The organism is Mycobacterium gordonae, assembly GCF_017086405.1.
GTDB classification, from domain to species: Bacteria; Actinomycetota; Actinomycetes; order Mycobacteriales; family Mycobacteriaceae; genus Mycobacterium; species Mycobacterium gordonae_D.
Window position 1 is genome coordinate 1934153 of the sequence record NZ_CP070973.1, and the last position, 19493, is coordinate 1953645.

Below are 19493 nucleotides of genomic sequence, written 5' to 3' on the forward strand. Positions count from 1 at the left end.
TTGATCTCTCCTTCGTCCTGTCAGTCGCCGTACAAAGTCTTCTTCCAGATTCGTGACAGCAACGCGATGGCGTCGTCGTCGGTGATCGTCACTCCCAGGTCCGGCTTCCCGACGAACACGGTGGTGAAGTTCTCGAAGAGCAGCGCGATGGCCGCCGCCGCATGCTCCGGGTTGAGCTCGGTTCCGTAGCCCTGTTCCTGCGCGCGGCGCACCGAGGCGGCCACGATATCCATGCCGAACCGCCGGAACTCGTTCTGGACCTTGGCGAACCGCTGCTGGGTGGCGGCCAGCTGCGCCACCGCGATCATGATGCCGATGTTCTGCTTGAACATGCTCCAGTAGCCGGTGACGACGGCGGTGAAGAACGCGTCGTCCTCGGGCGAGTCGGGCAGATGGACCCTCAGCCCGGAGGGTTCGACGACGTCGTGCAGGAACGACTCCGCCAGCGCGGCCAGCAGATCCTCCTTGTCGGTGAAATACCGGTAGAACACCGCCGACGATTTGCCCGCCGCCGTAGTGATGTCAGCCAGGGTGGTGCCGTGAAAGCCCCTCTCGGCGAACAACTTGCGTGCCGCCTGTTCGATGGACTGGCGGGTCTGCTGGCCCTTGGCGCTGAGCACTTCGGCCGGCATCAGGGTCGCATCCGGTCTCCCGCGCGCAGCAGGGCGCTCGGTAGGTCATGTCCCACGGCCGCTCTCGCGATCTGCGCGGCGGTGATCGCGGCAGGCAGATCCACGTCGACCTCAAAACCGCTGTCGGTCAGCAGATACACCAGGTCTTCGGTGGCGATGTTGCCGGTCGCCCCCGGTGCGAACGGGCAACCGCCCAATCCACCCACCGAGGCGTCCAGCCGGGCGACGCCGGCCGTCACGGCGGCGTACGCACTGGCCAGTCCGGCGCCCCGGGTGTTGTGGAAGTGTCCGCCGAGCGGCAGCCCGCCGATGATCGGATGCAATTGGGAAACAAGCGACCTGACTCGACCGGGGGTGGCGGTGCCGATGGTGTCGGCGATGCAGAACCGGTCCGCGCCCTGCTCGCGCGCCGCGACTGCGATGTCGAGCACCCGTTGCGGGGGAGTGGGCCCGTCGAACGGGCAGTCCCATGCGGTGGCGACGATCACCTCGACGGCAGCCTGGGCGTCGTGCGCAATGGCGACGATCTCGCCGATCTGTTCCGTGGCCTGCGAGCTGGACCGCCCGACATTGGCCTGGCTGAAGGAGTCCGACGCCGCGACCACATACTCGATCGACCGCAGCCCCGCGGCGATGGCCCGTCTGGCGCCGTTCGGGCTGGCCACCAGCGCGGAGAAGTCGATGTCCGGGTAGTGCTGCAGTTCGGCGGCCAGTTCGGCGGCATCGGCCATCGACGGCACCTTCGACGGCGACACGAATGCGGTGGCTTCGATTTCGCGCACCCCGGTGGCGGCAACCGCGGCCAGCAGTTCCAGCTTGGCCGACAACGGGATCGGCTTCTCGATCTGCAGTCCGTCGCGCAGCGCTACCTCGCGGATGTCGACATGGGGGCTCATATGACCTCCTCGGCGACCAGTGACGCGACTTCCTCACCCGTCTTGCCCAGCAGTCGGGTGTAGACGTCCTCGTTGTGTTGGCCAGGACGGGCGGGACCGGCACTGCGCACGCTGCCCGGGGATTCCGACAGCACCGGCACGATACCCGGACCCAGGACGTCGCGGTCCAGTCGTTCGTCGTGGTGCGGCACCAGCATGTCGCGGGCCCGCAGCTGTGGGTCGTTGACCACCTCGGCGACGGTGTTGATCGGGCCGGCGATCACGCCTGCGGTCGAGAGCGTTTCGATGATCTCGCCGGGCTGGCGCCGGGCGGCCCAGGCGCCGATGATCGCGTCGAGTTCGTCCTGGTTGCGCCCGCGGGCGCCGTGGGTGGCGAATCGGTCGTCGGTGACCAGCTCCGGACGTTCCATCGCCTTGCACAGCCGGGCGAACACGGTGTCCTGGTTGGCGGCGATCACCACCCACGAACCGTCGGCGCTTTGATAGATGTTCGACGGCGCGATGCCCTCCAGCCGGGTGCCTGACGGGCCTCGCACCACCCCGCCGACATCGTAGTCCGGGATGGTGGATTCCTGTACCGCCAAACAGGATTCGGTCAGCGCAACATCCACCACCTGCCCCCGTCCGGTGACACTGCGGCGATAGAGCGCCGCAAGTGCGCCCTGGGCGCCGAACATGCCGGCCAGGGTGTCGCCCAACGACAGCGCGAGCCGTGGTGGCGGTCCGCCGGGGAAGCCGTTGAGGTGCCGCAGTCCGCTGGCCGCTTCGGCGACCGACGCATAGCCGGCTTTGTGTGCGTCGGGCCCGGTCTGTCCGTAGCCGGAGACCCGGACCAGGATGATGCCCGGATTGCGTTCGCTCAGCACGTCGTAGCCGAGGTTCCACTTCTCCAACGTGCCGGGCCGGAAGTTCTCCACCACGATGTCGGACTTCCCGACGAGTTCCAGAAACAACGCGCGCCCGGCCGGCTTGCGCAGGTCGAGGGTGATCGCCCGTTTGTTGCGGGCGTGTACGGTCCAGAAGACGCGATGGCCGTCCACCTCGGCCTGCCCCCAGGTCCGCAGCGGATCGGGAGCGCCCGGGGGTTCCACCTTGATGACGTCGGCGCCCATGTCTCCGAGCAGTCGGCCGACGAACGGGCCGGCGATCAGGGTGCCGAGTTCGAGCACCCGGATATCCTGCAGAGCGCCCGTCACTCAACCCCCACGAAGTTGTGCCTGGTCAGCCAGTCGGTGATGACGTCGACCGCCTGCCGCAGCTTGTCGCGCTGGTCGGGTCCTGCGTAATAGTGTGTCGCGCCGGGGATTTCGTGCATCTCCTTGTCCGGGTGCCCGATCGCCTCGTAGAGCCGACGGGTGTGGCTGGGTGTGCATGCGTCGTCGCCCAGGTTACCGATCACCAGGGCCGGGATCGCGAGGTCCTTCCCGCACGCTACGCCGTCGCCCCGGGCCTCGTCATAGCTCCACTGCGACAGCCACCCGCGCAGCGTCGAGAACCGCGCCAGGCCGACCGGGCTCATGTTCACCACCTGGGGGTCGCCCAGGTAACAGGTGCCCGGAGTGCGTTCGTTCGGGTCGACGGTGGGATCCAGCCAGCGCGGGTCGGCCATGGTGCCGTGCACGACGAAACAGAACTCGTCATCCGGTCGACCGTCGGCTTTCAGTTCGGCCAGCTTGTCGCGGACCCACGCAGTGATCCGCCGGTTGCGGTCGATCTGCGCCTGCCGGTAGCGGGCGAGGAACTCTTCGGTGTAGGGCGGCTGATTCGGGTTGTCCGGGTTGTACAGATCCAGTTCGGGGTCGCGCCTGGTCGGATCGGATTCGTCGAGAATCGACGCATCCAGCCACTCGGTCAGCGTGCCGTGCCGGCTGATGTGCGCGGCGAGCAACATGATGCCGTCGGCGGGCGCAAGGTCGAGCTTGGTCAGGTCGGGGCCGTCGCCGGACGGGCTGGACGTGATGGTCGCGTGTTGCGCCTGCTGCTGGTAGAACACCGACAGCGAGCCGCCCCCGCTCCAGCCGGCCAGCACCACCTTGCGGTAGCCCAACCGGTTCGTGGCGTCTTTGATGCATTCGCCGAGGTCCTCGACCACCTTCTCCATCAGCAACGCGGAGTCGGTGCCGCGGAATCGGCTGTTGCAGTAGATGACATGGTGGCCGGCGCGGGCGAGCGCGTTGATCATCGGCAGATAGGCGCCGCCGCCGATCGGGTGCATGAAAACCAGCACGGTATCTGAGGGCCGGTCTTTCGGCTTGAGCAGATAGCTTTCCAGCACCGTGATCTCGGCCAGTCCGCCGTAGACGTCGCGGACGCCGGAATTGTTCTGGAAGGCAATGAGATACGGGATACGCTCGTAGTCGTGTTTCATCAGTGCTGGCCCAGGTCGTGGGCCAGCACCTCGGCGGACGGTATCAGCCGGCGGCGAGTGTCGATGGCGATCACCTGCCAGTCGACGCTGGCATACTGGTCGAACTTGCGCCGGGCGCGTTCGCGTGCCTTCTCCGGTGCGCCGTGGTGAACCCCCTGCGGCGCATGAGATATCAGGCCCGGCGGCATCGGGATGCCGTACAGCGAGCCGCCGTGGAAGAACGCGATCTCGTCATAGTCGACGTTGCGGTGATACCACGGCGTGCGTTCGGTGCCCGGCACGCTTTCCGCCGGTTTGGGCAGGAAGTTCATCACGTACACGCCGGTCGCCTGCATGAACAGATGGACGGTTGGCGGCAGATGCACGCTGTCGGAGGTGATGACGTTGTAATCGGCAATGTTGAAGGTGAACGCGAAGTTGTCGCCGCGCCAGCCTTCGACGTCGATCGGATTGTGCTGATAGTAAAGCGTTGTCGGGCCACCCTCATGGACCAGGCGGACTTCGTATTCGGCACGGCCGTCGTCCTCGATGGGCTCAGGTTCGGGAATGACCGCCTGCGACGGATCGAAGGGGAAGTGCCGTCCCAATGGTCCGGCCGGGGGAGCCCGGAACTCGTCGGTGGCCTCGATCATCAGCAGAGTGGTTTCGCCGTCGGGGATCTGGCGCCAGGTGGTGGCTTTCGGGAGGTAGATCCAGTCACCCTGTCGGTAGCGCAACGGCCCGAACTCCGTTTCCAGTAGGCCGGCACCGTTGTGCACAAAGCACAGCAGGTCGCCGTCGACGTGGCGGGTGTAAAAGGGCATCACCTCGTGACGCCGGCTCAGATACACCCGGCAGTCGGCGTTACTGAACATCAGTAGCGGCCCGCCGTTGGCATCGGTGGCATCGCTCGGCTTGAGCTGATCAGCCAGCACGTCGACCGGGCGCAGCGGACCGACCGCACGGTAGGCGGTGGGGTCGTGGCGGCGGTAGATGTTGGCGGTGCGCCCGGTGAATCCGCCGCGGCCCATTTCGTCGTCTTTGAGGCCGTCGAGGTCGGCGTGCACCCGCCGCGGGGTCCTGCCTTTGCGCAGGTGGACGAACGATTCCATGAAGCGACTCCGGAGGATGGGCGACTGAAAGTAAAAGTAACATTACTTTTTGTTGCGCCGCTCAGCAAGCCTGGGGTCGGTCGAGCGCGGCGGCAACACCGGGTCCGGGTCCGGGTCCGCCTATCCGATCAGGTCAAATGAGCTAGCGCACCCGCAGCACGACTTTGCCCTTGGCGCTTCGGTTTTCCAGCGACGCCACCGCTGCCGCCGCCTCTTGCAGCGGAAATACTTCCGGTTCCGGAGCAGCGAGCTTGCCCGAGTTGAACAGTTCCTCGAGCGCTGCCCACTGCTCTTGCAGCGCGCCGGGGTGGCGGCCGGCCCACGCGCCCCACCCAACGCCGACCACGTCAATGTTGTTCAACAGCAGCCGATTTACCTTGACCGTCGGGATCTCGCCACCGGTGAAACCGATGACCAGCAATCGTCCAGCGGGAGCCAGGGAACGCAGTGAATCGGTGAACCGGTCGCCGCCGACGGGGTCCACCACGATGTCCACGCCGCGACCGCCGGTCAATTCCTTGACCGTTTCCTTGAACCCGTCGGCCAGCACCACGTCGGTGGCACCGGCGGCCGTCGCGATCCGGCCCTTCTCCTCGGAACTCACCACGGCGATCACCCGTGCTGCGCCCAGTGCCGGGGCCAGCCGCAAGGCCGACGTGCCGATGCCGCCGGCGGCGCCGTGCACCAGCACCGTCTCCCCGGGCTGCAGCCGGCCGCGGACGGCCAGCGCGAAGTACACCGTCAAGTCGTTGAACAGCACTCCGGCGCCGGCTTCGAAGCTGAGGTTGTCGGGCAGCGTGAAAAGCCGGTCCGGCGCCAGCAGCGCGACCTCGGCCATGCCGCCGGTCAACATCGTCAGACCCAGCACCCGGTCTCCCGCCTGGACGTGCGCGCCCTCGGGGGCAGACCGCACCACTCCGGCGATCTCCGCCCCCAGTGTGAACGGCGGATCGGGCCGGTACTGGTACAGCCCGCGGGTGAGCAGCGCATCGGGGAAGGCCACCCCGGCCGCGTGCACGTCGACCACCACACCGTCACCGGTAGGTTCGTCGATGTCCGTCACCTCGATCGCTTCCGGACCGTCAAGCCGGGTCACCCGTGCTGCGCGCATGCCGATCACCCTACTTCCGGCTCAGAACCCACCCGCCACCCGTCCGACAGCACGCCCGGTGAACGCCCCGGAGCGCACCCGGTCGAGCACCCCGACCACGTCTCGCGCAGGATGAACGGCATCACGGTGGTGTGCAGGGCAACACCGCCGGTGAGCCCGCTGGCGGCGACCGCGCCGCGGTAGTCGACGGCGCTGAGCACGTCGACCAGTGTCGTCCCGCGGACGCAGTCGACCCCGGCGGCCCAGCGGGTCTTGGCCAGCGGCCGCGGCATGGCCTCCGGATCCGCCGGCAACCGGCCGATAATCTCCGCGGCGCCAGGGTTTTTCAGAATTTCCTTGGCATGAGGTTTACCGGTGGACCCCACCACGTGACAGCCGGCGGCGGCCAGCAGGTCGACGCCGACGGTACCGACGCCACCGGACGCACTGGTGACCACGACGGGCCCGTCCCCCGGCGCGATGCCCCAGTCGGTGAGCGCCTGCACGCTCATCGCCGCCGTGAAGCCCGCCGTACCGATCGCGGCGCCGTCGCGTGGGCTCAGGGCACCGAGTGCGACCACCTGGTCAGCGGGCAGGCGCGCGTATTCGGCTTAACCGCCGTGATGTCCGGTGCCGATCTGGTAACCGTCAGCTCACGTTCGGCGCATAGGCCGCTCTGGCCGGTGGCTGGTCACCTCGCCCGGCAGCTCACTTGAGTTCGGCCGACGACAGGCCCAGCAGCCGGCGGGCCACCACCAGCTGCTGAATCTGCTGAGTGCCTTCGAAGATGTCCAGGATCTTGGAGTCGCGGCCCCACTTCTCCAGCAGCAGCTGCTCGGAATACCCGGTGGTGCCGGCCAATTCGACCGTTTTGAGGGTGACGTCGCTGGCCATCCGGCCGGCCTTGGCCTTGCTCATCGACGCTTCTTTGGAGTTGGGGATGCTGTTGTCGGCCTGCCATGCCGCGCGCAACGACAACAGGTACGCGGCCTCCCAGTCCGATTCCATCCGCAGGAACTCCGCCGCTGCGGCGCTCTGGACGTGGGCGGGGCGGTCGTAGTCGATCTCGACGCCGGCGTCGGTGAGGATCTTGCGGATTTCCTCCAGAGCGGCGCGCCCGATGCCGACGGCCATCGCAGCGACGATCGGCCGGGTGTTGTCGAACGTCTCCATCACACCCGAGAAGCCTTTGCCGACTTCGATTTCCGGGTTGCCGAGCAGATTCTCCTTCGGGATCCGCGCGTTGTCGAAGCGAATGGCGGCGGTATCGGAGCCCTTAATGCCCAGCTTGTGTTCCAGCCGTTCGACGGTGACGCCGGGGTGTTCCCGCGGCACGATGAAGGATTTGATCGCCGCGCGGCCCTTCGACTTGTCCAGCGTGGCCCACACCACGATGTGGGTGGCACGCGAACCGGCTGTGACATAGATCTTTTCGCCGTTGATCACATATTCGTCGCCGTCCAGCTTCGCCGTGGTGGACACCGCCGCCGAGTCCGAGCCGAAGCCCGGCTCGGTGATCGCCATGGCCGCCCACACCTTGCCCAGGCGCTCGAGTTGCTCCTCGGTGGCCACCGCGGAGATGGCGGCGTTGCCGAGTCCCTGATAGGGGATGGACAGCATCATCGCCACGTCACCCCAGCTGGCCTCGAGGGTTTGCACGAGGGCGGCCATGTTGGCGCCGTTGTGGTTGTCTTCCTTCTTGTCGCTGCCGCGCAGCTCGGCGGCGCCCGCGAAACTGTACGACTCGGATGCACCCTCGAACATGCTGATCAGGGTGTCGAGTTCGACCGGGTAGTCGTGTTCTCTCAGGTCGTACTTGCGGGCGATCGGCCGCACCAACTCGGCGACGCCCTGATGGGTCTTGGTGACTACCGCCTGCAGCTTGCCGGGTAACTCGAGATTGATTGCCATGATTGATCTTTCGCCGTTGAAGTTTCGAAGTAGCGGATCAGATGACTTCTTAGATCACTAAGACGCCCTCGGCCACGCCGATGGCCCGCAGGTCGCGGTACCAACGCTCGACCGGGTGTTCCTTGGTGAATCCGTGGCCGCCGAGCAACTGCACGCCGTCCAGGCCGATCTGCATGCCCTTGTCGGAAGCGAATCGCTTGGCCAGCGCGGCCTCTCGGGCGAACGGCAGACCCTGTTCGGCGCGAGACGCGCCGCGCCAGGTGATCAGCCGCAAACCGTCCAGTTCGATGGCGATGTTGGCGCACATGAACGCGACGGCCTGGCGACGGGCGATCGGCTCGCCGAAGGCTTCCCGTTCCTTGACGTAGGGGACGACGTAGTCGAGCACCGCGTGCGAGGTGCCCACCGCAAGAGCTGCCCAGCCCAGCCGCGCCAGGGCGATCGCCTCGGAGTAGTCATGGTCGGTGGCCTCGTCTTCACCCAGCCGCGCGTTCAAGGGCACCGAAACACCCTTCAGTTCAACCTGTCCCAGCGCTGCCGCCCGGATCCCCATGCTCGGGTCCGCCTTGATGGTCAGGCCCTGGGCGGAGGATTCGACGATGAACAGCGCCGGCTTGCCGTTGAGCTGTGCGGCGACGATGAACAGTTCGGCGTCGGCCGCGGCGGGCACCAGCGACTTCACGCCGTCGAGGCGGTAGCCGGACGGGGTGCGCACTGCGGTGGTCCGCAGCCGGGTCGGGTCGAACAGCGGGTGCGGTTCGGCGATCGCCACGCACGCCTGCGGGACACTCTCGCCGGCAAACTCGCGCAGGTAGGTGGCTTGCTGATCGGCACTGCCCCAGTGGGTCAGCGCGGCCGCCACGCCGCCGGGCGCCAGGATGGGCAGCGCTTGGCCCATGTCGCCGTACGCCAGCGCCTCGGCCACCAGCACGTTGGTCACCGCGGAGCGGTGCTCGGCGATCCCGTCGAAGTCTTCGGGGATGTTGATCGCGGTGATGCCCAACTCGGCCGCCTTGGCGATCAGGCCGGGCGGGTAGGTCACGGCCTCGTCGGCGTCGTGGGCGGCCGGACGCAGGATCTCCGCGGCGAATTCCCCGACGGTTTCGACGATCAGCTTCTGGTCCTCGTCGGGCGTGAGGTCGAAGTAGTTCTTGCCGCTCGACTTCAGCCGGGTGGGCGTGCCGCGCAGGCTCTGCACTCGCTTGAACTGCCGGCCGGCGGCGGCGGTGGTGGAGAACACCTGCTTGGTGCCGTAGCGCAGCGTGCGGTTGAGCGGGTCGCGCAGTTTGTACTTGTCCAGGAAGTCCTGGCCGACAAGCGGCGTCAGCAATGCAATGGCGATGTCGACGCCGGTGCGCTTGTGTGGCTTCATCCCGATGGTGGTCTGAGGGTCACGCCGCTTCTTGGAGTGGGCGCCGGAAGCGGGAAGGGTGTCGGTCATATCAGCAGCCTCTGTTGTTGGGGCGATGCGAATAACCGTATCTTACTCCGGAGTAAGATAGATGGCACGTGTTAGCTAGTTCACAGCAGGGCGCAGCCGGTCCAGCACCTCGTCATGGAGTAGTCCGTTGGTCGCCACCGCGCTGCCGCCGTGCGGACCAGCGGTGCCGTCCAGGCCGGTGAACCGCCCGCCCGCCTCGTGCACCAGGATGTCGAGCGCGGCGAGATCCCAGACCGAAACCTCGGGTTCGGCGGCGATGTCCACCGCGCCCTCGGCGAGCAGGCAGTAGGACAGAAAGTCGCCGTAGGCACGCACCCGCCAGACGGTGTCGGTCAGATCGATGAAGTGCCCGCGCAACCCGATGTCCGCCCAGCCGGTCAAGCTGGAGAACGACAGGCTCGCCGAATCTAGTTGTGCCACAGCAGAAACCGACAACCGCCGCGGTGGTGCACCGGCCACCGACGTGAACGCGCCCTGCCCTCGCGCCGCCCACCACCGTCGGTGCAGGGCCGGCGCGCTCACCACCCCCAGCACCGGGACGCCGTCCTCGAGCAGCGCGATCAGACTGGCCCACACCGGGACTCCGCGAACAAAGTTCTTGGTGCCGTCGATCGGATCGATGATCCACTGCCGTCCGTGCCAGCTGGTGGTGCCGCCGAACTCCTCGCCCAGCACATCGTCGCCGGGCCGCCCGCCCGCGATCGCCTTGCGCAGCTGCGATTCAACCGCCTGATCCGCGTCGGTCACCGGAGTCAGATCGGGTTTGGTGTCGACGCGCAGGTCGAGTGCACCGAACCGAGCGCGGGTCACCTCGTCCGCCTGGTCGGCCAGCCCCAGCGCGAACTCCAGATCGGTCTGCTCCATCCCAGCAGTCCTACCATGGCGGGATGTGGGAATTCATGGTGCTGCTTCTCCTGGTCGCGGTGCTGCTGGTGTTTCTGGCACCGCGGTTCATCCGACCCGGCCCGCGCGGCGCGCTGGCCAGCGGCACGCTGCTGGTGACCGGCGTCAGTCCGCGCCCGGATGACATCACCATCCAGGGCGAGCAGTTCGCCACCATCTCCGGCGTCATCAACGGGCCCACCGTCAACGAGCACGCGGTGTACCGGCGCATGGTCGTCGACGTCGACCAGTGGCCGGTCACCGGCCAACAGCTCCCGGTGGTGTATTCCCCGAACAATCCGGACAACTGGAACTTCGCGCCGGCCGAGCCACCCGCGGCACCCGACCCGCTCGACTAAGGGCGTCAACCGACCGCGGGTGACGGCCACATCACCTTCAGCCGCCGTCCGTACCGCGGCACGACGATCGAGGGCCGCGAGACCCTCATACCCGGCACCCCTGGCACGCCCAGCCCGTTCCCGGCTGGTTCAGCGGTCACGGCGAAGCTGGGCAGCGCGCCTCGCAACGGCGTCGTGGGCGCACCGGCCCAGCTGATCGGCACCGACATTGAGCCTATCCGGCCGGCTCGCGACAGCGTCGCGGTCACCTGACCTAGCGCGGCGCCACCCCGTGCCGCCGACGCGCTCACCTGGGGCGCCGAAGCTGCGGCGGTCGTTCCCACGGCCGGCAATACGCCCAGGTTGTTCTCGGCTCCGATCACTCCGCAAGCGGTCAGATCGATTTTGGCGGTGCAGCCGATCGCGGTACCGACGACCCGGATCTCGTCGAACACAGTGACATCGAGATAGAACAGCGACGACGGGTCGAGCGCGGTATACAGCGCCCGCAGCGACGGGTCGGCGGCGGCTGTTGAGCGTGGCGAGGTGAACGGGGTGAGCTCCGATGCCGCGGCGGAACTGGCCGCGTAGCCGTACATCGCGGCGGCGTCCTGCGCCCAGTATTCGGTGTATTGCGCTTCGGTGGCGGCGATCGCCGCGGTGTTCTGGCCGAAGAAGTTGGTGGCGATCAGCACGGCGAGCTGTACACGGTTGGCCGCGACGGCCGGTGGGGGCACCGTCATCGCATGCGCCAGCTCGTAAGCGGCCGCCGCGGCCCTGGCTTGCAGGGCCGTCTGTCGTGTCTGGTCCGCAGTGCTCTGCAGCCAGCCGAGGTAGGGGGCGGCGGCCGCGGTCATCGCCGCCGACGCCGGCCCGTGCCAGTGCAACGCGGTGAGGGTGGAAAGCACCGCGTGACAGGTTTGGGCCGCGGTGTCCAGTTCGGCGGTCAGCGCGTCCCAACTCTCCGCGGCCGCCAACAGCGACCCCGATCCAGGGCCGCTGTACATCCGGCCGGAGTTCACCTCCGGCGGCAGGAAAGCGAATCCGATCATCCAACGTCATCCAGCGGCCGGCGGGCGTGCCATCACGGTGAGCCGGGCGCCGTAGCGCGGCGGGGCGCCCGCACCTCGCCCTGTTGCGCCGGCCGGAAGTCCGGGGTAGCCGGGGTAGCCGGACACGACCGTGTCCTCCGTGCCGGGAATGACGGTGAACCCGGCGGGCTCCAGAGCCGAAAACCGGCTGGTCGACGGCGCGGCCCAGCTCGCCGGCACCGACATCTGCCCGATCGTGCCGGCCCGGCTGAGCGTCGCGGTGACGCTGCCCAGACCCGCGCCGGTTCCCACCGGTGCCACGCTGGCTGCCGGGGCTGCCGGGGCTGCCGGGGCGACGTCGGCGGCCAGCGCCGCGCCTGCCTTCGGGAGCACACCAAGATTGTTTTCCGCGCCGATCACCCCGGCGGCGAACGCCTCCAAGTAGTACGTGGAGTTGATCGATGTACCGACCGCCGCGATGATGTCCAACACGGTCAAGTCGTCCGGAATGATCGACCCGGGGCCGGCCAGCGACTGCAGTGCCTGCGTTGCCGCATCGATCAACTGCGACACCGGATCTGAGGCGGCCGCGCTGGCGGCGGCTTGGCTGACCGCGGCCTGCTGAGCGGCCACTCCCATCTGGTCGGAAGTCGCGGCGGGGGAGGCGAACGGCGGCAGTAGCTGTGTCGCCGCCTGCGACGACGAGGCGTAGCCGTACATGGCGGCGGCGTCCTGGGACCAGTAATCGGCGTACTGCGCTTCGGTGGCCGCGATCGCCGCCGTGTTCTGGCCCAATAGATTCGTCGCGATCAACGATGTGAGTTGACTGCGATTCGCGTCCACTGCCGGCGGCGGGATCGTCATCGCGTAGGCTTGCTCGAAGGCGGCGGCAGCGGCTCGCGCCTGCATAGCCGTCTGCTTCGTCTGTTCGGCGGTGGTCTGCAGCCAGGCGGCGTAGTGGGCGGCGGCGGCCGTCATGGCCCGCGACGCCGGACCGATCCACTGCCAGCTGGCCAGCCCGGTCAGTACGGCCTGGTAACCCGCTGCCGTGGTGGCCAACTCGGCGGCCAGGGCGTCCCAGCTGCCCGCGGCGGTCAAGAAAGATGCCGACCCGGGGCCGGTATACATCCTCGTCGAGGTGATCTCCGGCGGAAGAAAGGCGTAATCCATTGTGTCACTTCTCCTTGCTCTCGTACGGATGAACTACCAGGGCAGCGCCGGGCAGAACAGGCTTTGATTCACTCAGGTGTTTGGCGTTGCGTGCATGCAGATCATGTCGGGCAACCTCCGCCGGCGGCGTGTCCGGAAGCTGCCCTAAACCTGCCAAGGCGGGTCGCCCGACGACGGCGGATTCGGCAAATTTCTCATGCCGTCCGGGTTAATTCCGACTGGATGAATTCAATGTGCGGCCAACCCGATCGGCGCAGTGGTCACCTTCGGTGGTTGACGTTGTCCTGATGTCGACCGGGCGCGGTGAGGCCACCGTCGGATTGCGGTCCGATGCGCCACCGCCGTTTGCGGGCAAGAGCCGCCACGAATCACTTCGCTCTAGGGACCTAAGACACCGATCCGGGGACCAATGCCTCTTGGGTCCCGGTTCAGCCGCCAATAGCGTCCGAGGTGGCCGACGTGATCGAGTGAAGGAGCACCTGCGATGAGCAGCCACGAGTCAGGTCCTGCAGTCGTGGTGGGCGTCGACGGTTCGAGAGCGGCCTTGCATGCCGCCCTGTGGGCCATCGACGAGGCGGCCGACCGGGACGTACCACTGCGCCTGGTCTATGTCATCGAGTCGCCGCCGGTCCCGGGTGGTGTCGCTGGACATCAGGCCGCCGCCCGAGCGGCGTTGTTCGACGCCGCGCAAGCGATCAGGGCGACCGGCAAACAGGTGGTCGTCGAAACCGAAATCCTCTGGGGCAGGCCCCTTACCAAGCTGATGCAGGAGTCCAGGTCGGCGTCGATGATCTGTGTGGGTTCGATCGGGCGAAATCATGCACACAGCGGCGAGGGCTCGGTCGCCGGCGCACTGGCCGGATCATCGCTGTGTCCCGTGGCGGTGATCCACCGCTCACCCGACGGCACCACAACGCCGAAGATCAAGCGAGTCGTCGCGGAAGCGGACAACGGGGCCGTGTTGCGCCACGCGTTCCAGGAGGCCCGCCTGCGTGGCGTCCCGCTGCGCGCCGTTTCAGTACAGGCGAATCACTCACACGACGCGGCGGGGGACGGGAACGGTTTGGCGCAAGTGCAACTCGACCGCAGGCTCACCCGGTGGACGCGGTTGTACCCCGACGTGCGGGTGGAGTCGGCTATCGTCCGTGGACACGGCGGCCGCTACATGGCCGACAATGAGGGGCCGGGCCAGCTCTTCGTCACCGATGCGCATGCCGCACAGATGCGCAGCGTGTACAACGCGGGGTCCTCGGTGCTGACGGTGCGCTGCGGGAATCTGTAGATCGGGAGGGATGCCTTGGTAAGAGTCTTCCTGGTCGACGATCATGAAGTCGTGCGACGCGGTCTGATCGACCTGCTCGGTGCCGACCCCGAACTCGACGTGGTCGGCGAAGCGGGCTCGGTTACCGAAGCCATGTCACGGATTCCGGCGGCGAATCCTGACGTGGCGGTTCTCGACGTGCGGCTACCCGACGGCAACGGCATCGAGCTGTGCCGCGAGCTGTTGTCGCGCATGCCCGAATTGCGTTGTCTGATCCTGACTTCCTACACCTCCGATGAAGCGATGCTGGACGCGATCCTGGCCGGCGCCAGCGGCTACGTCGTCAAGGACATCAAGGGCATGGAATTGGCCCGCGCCGTCAAGGATGTCGGCGCGGGTAGGTCGTTGCTGGACAACCGGGCGGCCGCGGCGTTGATGTCCAAGCTGCGTGATGCCACCGAAAGACAAGACCCATTGTCGGGCCTCACCGAGCAGGAGCGCGCATTGTTGGGCCTGCTCAGCGAAGGCCTGACCAACAAGCAGATCGCCGATCGCATGTTCCTCGCCGAGAAGACGGTGAAGAACTACGTGTCCCGGTTGCTGGCCAAACTCGGTATGGAGCGCCGGACCCAAGCCGCCGTTTTCGCGGCGGAATTGAAACGCTCCCAGGGCGCCGGCCGATGACCGTCAGCGAGCCGGTCGAGACCGGCCCGGAGGACGATCTGCATCCGTTCCGCCAGACCCTGTCCCAGTTGCGGCTGCGGGAACTGCTGGTCGAGGTGCAGGACCGGGTCGAGCAGATCGTCGAGGGCCGCGACCGGCTCGACGGACTGCTGGAGGCCATGCTGGTGGTCACCTCGGGTCTGGAACTCAACGCCACCCTGCGTGCCATCGTGCACTCGGCGACTAACCTGGTCGACGCCCGCTACGGTGCCCTGGAAGTGCACGACGGCGAACAGCGGGTGATGAATTTCGTCCACGAGGGCATCGACGAGGAGACCGTTCGACGTATCGGCAATTTGCCGCAAGGTAAAGGCATCATCGGTCTGTTCATCGATGAACCCAAAGCGTTACGGCTGGACGATCTTTCGAAGCATCCCGCATCGGTGGGCTTTCCGCCGCATCATCCGCCGATGCGGACGTTTCTCGGCGTGCCTGTCCTGGTGCGCGGGGAATCGTTCGGCACGCTGTATCTGACCGACAAGACCAACGGTCAGTCGTTCACCGAAGACGACGAAGTGCTGGTACAGGCGCTGGCAGCAGCGGCGGGCATCGCCATCGCAAACGCGCGGCTCTACCTAGAGGCCAGGGAACGCCAGTCCTGGATCGAGGCCACCCGCGACATCGCCACCGAACTGCTGTCCGGCACGGAACCGGCTACGGTGTACCGCCTACTTGCCGAGGAGGCGATCAAATTGACCGCCGCGGATGCGGCCCTGGTCGCCGTTCCCCTCGACGAGAGCGTCTCGCCCGCCGACGTCGCGGAGCTGATGGTGATCCAGACCCTCGGTGCTGCAGTAGAACACGTTGCGGGACAAACTGTCCCGGTCGGCGGCACGGTGCTGGGCGAGGTGTTCGTCAACGGTATGCCACGCCAGATCGAACGGCTGGACACCGAGGGCCTGGGCGGCCTGGACGATGTCGGGCCGGCGTTGCTACTGCCGTTGCGGGCCACCGGCACTGTGGCAGGCGTGGTCGTCGTCCTGGGCCGGGACGGTGCGGGATTCTTCACCAACGATCAGCTCGAGATGATGGCCGCGTTCGCCGACCAGGCCGCGTTGGCCCTGCAGTTGGCCACGTCGCAGCGGCAGATGCGCGAACTCGACGTGCTGGCCGACCGCGACCGCATCGCACGGGATCTGCACGACCACGTGATCCAACGCCTGTTCGCGGTCGGGCTCTCATTGCAGGCGGCCGTGCCCAGGACGCGGGAACCGGAAGTGCAGCAACGGCTTTCCGGTGCCATCGACGACCTGCAAGGGGTCATCCAGGAAATCCGGACCACCATCTTCGATCTGCACGGAGCCTCGCAGGGCATCACCCGACTGCGCCAGCGCATCGACGCGGCCGCCGGCCAGTTCGCCGACTCCGGATTACGCACCAGCGTTCAATACATCGGGCCGCTGTCAGTGGTCGACAGCGTGCTGGCCGATCACGCCGAGGCGGTGGTCCGGGAAGCGGTGAGCAATGCCGTCCGGCACGCACAGGCCACCACGTTGACGGTGCGGGTCCGGGTCGACGACGACCTGTGCATCGAGGTCGGGGACAACGGTCGCGGCATACCCGAGGAGTTCACCGGCAGCGGACTGACTAACCTCAAGCGGCGCGCGGAAGAGGCCGGGGGGCAGTTCACCATCGAAGCGCAGCCTGCGGGTGGGACAGTGCTGCGGTGGTCAGCGCCGCTCGTCCAATAGCTGCTCCGGCCAGTCGACGACCCGGACCAGTCGGCGCCGCGGTGTGGCCGGTAACGGATCGGCGTTGATCGGGGCCCACCCCACCCGCAGCAGCATCTGGGGGTAGCCGCTGTCACCGAACACGTCGGCGCGGACGGCGGCCCGGGTCTCGGTGATCTCCAGCGGTTCGGTGATCGGGCAGCATGCCAAACCCAGCGCGGTGGCGGTCAGCAGCACGATGCTGGTGGTCTCGCCGGCCCGCAGCTGCGACAGCCGGTCGTCCGTTTCGGTGCCGAGTGCCAGGATCACGCCGCAGTCGTCGGCGGGTGAAATACCGGACGGCTGGGCCAATCCGGGACCGGCGAACAGGCGGGCGGGAATGGGTGAATGCGGATCTGACTGCGGCGCGTTGCGCGCCGGTACTCCCGCCACCGCGCCGTATCGTCCACTCCACGTGGTCAATTCGCGCATATAGGCGTCGTCGCTGGCATGGTCGGAAACGGCGCGCGCCACGATGTTCTTCATTTTTTCCAGTGAATCCACCTGCCGGAGCATGACGCCACTGCGAGCTGCACGCGCGGCCATTTGCGCGATATCGCCGTTGGGCACCGGCCAGGAACTGTACGCACGGCGATCGGTCCGGCGGCGGGGGATGGCTGCTGCCAGCGCGATGTCGGACTGATCCGGCGCTTGCGGCACCACCTCGATGGTGGCCAGGTGACGGATGTCTTGCGGGTCGGGGAATCGGCTCAGCTTGGCATGCCAGCCCATTGACGCCAGCGCCACGACACAGTGGTGCAGCGCCACGCCGCAACTGATGATCATGTCGCGACCATCGGGATCCGTGCTCTTCAGCTGCATGTCCGGTTCGGAGAACAGGTCCAGGCTCGCCGTTCCCACCCGCCAGCGCCACGGCTGGGTGTTGTGGATGGAAGGAGCGCGGGTGGCAAGAGTGAGGACGGTCCGCAGCGTGTCGGCATCGGGGAATTGGGCATTCATCGGGACGGAGCCTTCCCTGTCCATGACGGTGGTCATGCCTTCAAGGATCGCCGGAACCCCGCGACCAGGGGCAGAGGAACAAGCCCCGCCAGCGTGGGACCTTTGGCCCTGCTCCGCAGACCCCTGGACGGCGGATAGTGAAACTGGCAGTAGCAGATAAATATCCGGAGGCGCTGATTCCATGGACCACCTGACGACACTTGACGCCGGGTTCCTCAAAGCCGAGGACGCCGATCCGCGGGTCAGCCTGGCGATCGGGGGTCTGGCGGTCATCGAAGGCCCGCCGCCCGAACAGGACGCACTGATATCGGTTTTCGCACAACGGATCCGCGGATGCCCCCGATTCGGGCAACGACTGCGACTGCACCCACTCGACCTCGGTGCGCCCGAGTGGGTGGACGACCCCGGCTTCGACATCGAGCGGCATGTGCGGCGGGCTGCACTGCCCCATCCCGGCGATGACCGCGAGCTGTTCCGGTTGATCGCCGACGTGATGGCGCGGCGTCTGGATCGCGATCGGCCGCTGTGGGAGGTGTGGGTCATCGAGGGGCTGGCCGATGATCGCTGGGCGATGCTGACCAAACTTCACCACTGCATGGCCGACGGTATCGCCGCCACCCACGTACTCGCCGGACTGTGCGACGACGGTGTCAAAGGTGTGTTCCCTCACCACGGACACGCACGCCGCAAGATCGTGAAAGAGCGCCCCGCGCAACGGACGCCGTTGCTGCGCGGTCTGGCCCACGCCTCGGCCACCCTGACGGCCGGCATCGCCCGCGCCGTCCAGGGTGCCGGGGAGATCGCTGCCGGACTGGCGATCCCCACAGCGTCGGCGCTGAACGGTCCGCTGAGCAACCAGCGCCGGTACAGCGGGGCGCGGGTGCCTATGGCCGACATCGAACTGATCGCTTCAACTTTCGATGTCACCGTCAATGACGTTGCACTGGCGGCCATTACCGAGAGTTACCGCAATATCATGATGGAGCGTGGGCTCACACCGATGCGCGGTTCGTTGCGGACTTTGGTCCCCGTTTCGGTGCGGTCGGCAAACGCGGCCGATGAGACGGACAACCGGGTGTCGTTGATGCTGCCGAATCTGCCGGTGGACGAGGAGAATCCGGTGGAGCGGCTGCGTACCGTGCACGATCGACTGGGCAGGGCGAAGTCGAGTGGCCAGCGGCAGGCGGGAAACATGTTCATAGCCTTGACGAATCGCATCCCCTTCGCCTTCAGCGCGTGGACCGTCGGGATGCTGATGCGCCTGCCGCAACGTGGGGTGGTGACAGTGGCGACCAACGTGCCCGGGCCGAGTCGCCCGCTGCGGATCATGGGCAGCCAAGTCACCGGGTTGTACCCGGTCCCGCCGCTGGCGATGGATCTTCGCACCGGGGTGGCGATGCTCAGTTACGCCGGCGACCTTTTCTTCGGGATCCTCACCGACTACGGCGTGGCCGCTGACGTCGACCAATTGGCACGGGGCATCGAGGCGGCGATCACGCGTCTGGTCGCGCTCAGCAAGCGACGCAGGAACCCTCCGACCCGTGGGCCGCTGTCGCTGGTGGTGTGACGGTGGGCGCACCGAGGCCTGACCTCGCCGCCCGCGCCGACGTCGAGGCGCTGCTGTACCGGTTCTACGGCAGGGCGCTGCATGACGAGCTGCTCCACGGCGCGTTCACGCAATTGAGAGCTACCGGCCTGGCCGGGCATATCCCGACGATGTGCGACTTCTGGGAGACCGTCCTGTTTCGGGCGGGCCTTTACCGCGGCAGCGCGCTGACCGTGCATCGGGATCTGCACAGCCGAACTCCGTTGACGGCTAGCCACTTTGTCCGCTGGCTGGTCCTGTGGAACGAGGCTGTCGACGAACTTTACGAAGGCCCGGCGGCCGAGCATGCCAAGCTGCAAGCAGCCCGGATCGCATGGTCGATGAACCGGCGCCTGGGCGGCGTCGACGCGCGCGAGCTTGATGCGCTGCTCGCGCGCTGAATCC

The 19493-nt window shown here is 67.2% G+C and carries 18 protein-coding genes and 1 pseudogene; 6 read left to right on the forward strand and 13 right to left on the reverse strand.

Annotated elements, in window-relative coordinates; genetic code table 11:
• Positions 1–20: 20 nt before the first annotated feature.
• From JX552_RS08255 to hisN, 10 genes and pseudogenes are all read right to left on the reverse strand, one after another.
• Positions 21–632 (reverse strand): TetR/AcrR family transcriptional regulator, encoded by a 612-nt coding sequence (locus JX552_RS08255; RefSeq protein ID WP_205876887.1) that lies wholly within the window; start codon positions 630–632, stop codon positions 21–23.
• Positions 632–1528, reverse strand: coding sequence for a hydroxymethylglutaryl-CoA lyase (locus tag JX552_RS08260; protein ID WP_205876888.1), 897 nt, complete (start codon positions 1526–1528; stop codon positions 632–634). Before JX552_RS08260 ends, JX552_RS08255 begins: the two co-directional genes overlap by 1 nt.
• Positions 1525–2724 carry a CaiB/BaiF CoA transferase family protein gene (locus tag JX552_RS08265; protein ID WP_205876889.1) on the reverse strand — a complete coding sequence of 400 codons (1200 nt, stop codon included), beginning with the start codon at positions 2722–2724 and terminating at the stop codon, positions 1525–1527. The genes JX552_RS08260 and JX552_RS08265 overlap by 4 nt, the downstream gene beginning before the upstream one ends.
• Entirely contained in the window at positions 2721–3896 is a 1176-nt protein-coding gene (locus JX552_RS08270) for an alpha/beta hydrolase (RefSeq protein WP_205876890.1), read from the reverse strand. Before JX552_RS08270 ends, JX552_RS08265 begins: the two co-directional genes overlap by 4 nt.
• Positions 3896–4987 carry a homogentisate 1,2-dioxygenase gene (locus JX552_RS08275; RefSeq protein WP_205876891.1) on the reverse strand — a complete coding sequence of 364 codons (1092 nt, stop codon included), beginning with the start codon at positions 4985–4987 and terminating at the stop codon, positions 3896–3898. Before JX552_RS08275 ends, JX552_RS08270 begins: the two co-directional genes overlap by 1 nt.
• A 142-nt stretch (positions 4988–5129) precedes the next feature.
• Complete coding sequence (locus JX552_RS08280; protein ID WP_205876892.1) at positions 5130–6098, reverse strand: NADPH:quinone oxidoreductase family protein; 969 nt, start codon at positions 6096–6098, stop codon at positions 5130–5132.
• A gap of 21 nt (positions 6099–6119) precedes the next feature.
• Positions 6120–6730, reverse strand: a pseudogene (locus JX552_RS08285) (zinc-binding dehydrogenase); the annotation flags it as partial.
• 55 nt (positions 6731–6785) lie between these two features.
• On the reverse strand, positions 6786–7988 hold the full coding sequence (locus JX552_RS08290; RefSeq protein ID WP_205876893.1) for an acyl-CoA dehydrogenase family protein: 1203 nt from the start codon (positions 7986–7988) through the stop codon (positions 6786–6788).
• Between the two features lie 49 nt (positions 7989–8037).
• A complete protein-coding gene (locus JX552_RS08295) occupies positions 8038–9429 on the reverse strand; it encodes an acyl-CoA dehydrogenase family protein (RefSeq protein ID WP_205876894.1) in 1392 nt (463 codons plus the stop codon).
• A 75-nt stretch (positions 9430–9504) separates the two neighbouring features.
• Positions 9505–10293 (reverse strand): histidinol-phosphatase, encoded by a 789-nt coding sequence (gene hisN, locus JX552_RS08300; protein WP_205876895.1) that lies wholly within the window; start codon positions 10291–10293, stop codon positions 9505–9507.
• Between the two features lie 23 nt (positions 10294–10316).
• Between hisN and JX552_RS08305 the strand changes: the two genes are divergently transcribed.
• Positions 10317–10670, forward strand: a complete 354-nt coding sequence (locus JX552_RS08305; RefSeq protein WP_205876896.1) for a hypothetical protein — start codon at positions 10317–10319, stop codon at positions 10668–10670.
• A 5-nt stretch (positions 10671–10675) separates the two neighbouring features.
• Here the strand turns inward: JX552_RS08305 and JX552_RS08310 are convergent, their stop codons facing one another.
• Both JX552_RS08310 and JX552_RS08315 read right to left on the reverse strand, forming a co-directional pair.
• Positions 10676–11698: a PPE family protein gene (locus JX552_RS08310; RefSeq protein ID WP_205878318.1), complete on the reverse strand. Its 1023-nt coding sequence runs from the start codon at positions 11696–11698 to the stop codon at positions 10676–10678.
• A gap of 9 nt (positions 11699–11707) precedes the next feature.
• Positions 11708–12850, reverse strand: coding sequence for a PPE family protein (locus tag JX552_RS08315; protein WP_205876897.1), 1143 nt, complete (start codon positions 12848–12850; stop codon positions 11708–11710).
• A 484-nt stretch (positions 12851–13334) separates the two neighbouring features.
• Between JX552_RS08315 and JX552_RS08320 the strand changes: the two genes are divergently transcribed.
• The 3 genes from JX552_RS08320 to JX552_RS08330 are packed head-to-tail and all read left to right on the forward strand — an operon-like array spanning position 13335 to position 16525.
• Complete coding sequence (locus JX552_RS08320; protein WP_205876898.1) at positions 13335–14132, forward strand: universal stress protein; 798 nt, start codon at positions 13335–13337, stop codon at positions 14130–14132.
• Positions 14133–14147: 15 nt separating this feature from the next.
• A complete protein-coding gene (gene dosR / locus JX552_RS08325; RefSeq protein ID WP_205876899.1) occupies positions 14148–14795 on the forward strand; it encodes a hypoxia response regulator transcription factor DosR/DevR in 648 nt (215 codons plus the stop codon).
• On the forward strand, positions 14792–16525 hold the full coding sequence (locus tag JX552_RS08330; RefSeq protein WP_205876900.1) for a GAF domain-containing sensor histidine kinase: 1734 nt from the start codon (positions 14792–14794) through the stop codon (positions 16523–16525). Before dosR ends, JX552_RS08330 begins: the two co-directional genes overlap by 4 nt.
• Here JX552_RS08330 and JX552_RS08335 read toward each other — a convergent pair.
• A complete protein-coding gene (locus JX552_RS08335) occupies positions 16505–17503 on the reverse strand; it encodes an Acg family FMN-binding oxidoreductase (protein WP_205878319.1) in 999 nt (332 codons plus the stop codon). The genes JX552_RS08330 and JX552_RS08335 overlap by 21 nt on opposite strands.
• A 181-nt stretch (positions 17504–17684) precedes the next feature.
• Between JX552_RS08335 and JX552_RS08340 the strand changes: the two genes are divergently transcribed.
• Both JX552_RS08340 and JX552_RS08345 read left to right on the forward strand, forming a co-directional pair.
• Positions 17685–19070, forward strand: coding sequence for a WS/DGAT/MGAT family O-acyltransferase (locus JX552_RS08340; protein ID WP_205876901.1), 1386 nt, complete (start codon positions 17685–17687; stop codon positions 19068–19070).
• Positions 19067–19489: a group III truncated hemoglobin gene (locus JX552_RS08345; protein ID WP_241010964.1), complete on the forward strand. Its 423-nt coding sequence runs from the start codon at positions 19067–19069 to the stop codon at positions 19487–19489. The genes JX552_RS08340 and JX552_RS08345 overlap by 4 nt, the downstream gene beginning before the upstream one ends.
• Positions 19490–19493: the final 4 nt, after the last annotated feature.